Source organism: Flavihumibacter solisilvae, assembly GCF_000814475.1.
In the GTDB taxonomy this organism is placed as follows: domain Bacteria; phylum Bacteroidota; class Bacteroidia; order Chitinophagales; family Chitinophagaceae; genus Flavihumibacter; species Flavihumibacter solisilvae.
In genome coordinates this window covers 1-882 of record NZ_JSVC01000054.1, presented here as the reverse complement: position 1 = coordinate 882, position 882 = coordinate 1, and the positions used below count along the sequence as shown (strand labels likewise).

Genomic DNA, 882 nt, shown 5'->3' with positions numbered 1-882 from the left:
ACCCAAAACCCAGTCAACTTAATTGTTAAAGTGGACCTCTCTCCGAGTTGATTTAAATATGACAAAGTATATTTTGCTTCACTCTCCTCTCCCTCAATCCAAAAATAGACTTCGTAGATATCGAGTCCGGGAATAAAGTATTGAGTGCTTAAATTAACAGATAACCGCTTCTCTGAATCTGGATCTATCATTTCACTACTCTCTAAGACACAAGAATTATGTGCAAATAATAGAAGCTTATTTTGACCTCTTACTACAATTTCACGCTCAGTCGACCAATGATTTTTATGACGTACGGGAATAGGATTTAATGTATTAGAATGCATGATAACCGGAATCACTCCGCCTGCAAAACGATCTAAAGGCATTATCTTGACCTTCTTCTTTTTTGCATTTTCCGCATTAAAAACAAAATCAATGGGTCTCTCAACAAAACCTTCCTGCCTATGAACAAATGTTGGGCTACTAATCTCATTAGGTGCATTCTTCCCCACTACTACTGAAAGGCCGTCTTGTACTGCTTCAAAATTCCTAATTAAAAATTGTATTTCACCGCTAGCTAGACTTGAGGTAAAAGCTATATTCTTTGGAGAAAAATATTCTAGCAACTCATGACTTATAACGACCACGTCTATAGCAGACACTTGCGACTGAAACTCCTCCAAAACAATATGCCAGAAATTACTTGATAGTACACTCCACCATGGTTCCGGAACTTTGCTAGCTAAACCAGGTATATAGTAAAACAATGGAGAATTTGAAATATCTAATGTATTAATCGTCTTATCTGTTAACTTTTGAAAGAACTCGGAGAATGCTGTTTTATAAGCATCTTTTAAATCCATCAAATTAACCTCTTTCTCAAACAACTCAAATAATTCT

The 882-nt window shown here is 35.8% G+C and carries 1 protein-coding gene; it reads right to left on the bottom strand.

Going from position 1 to position 882, the window contains the following annotated elements:
• On the bottom strand, window positions 1-882 hold an 882-nt coding region (locus OI18_RS24775), incomplete at both ends, for a hypothetical protein (RefSeq protein ID WP_039144752.1).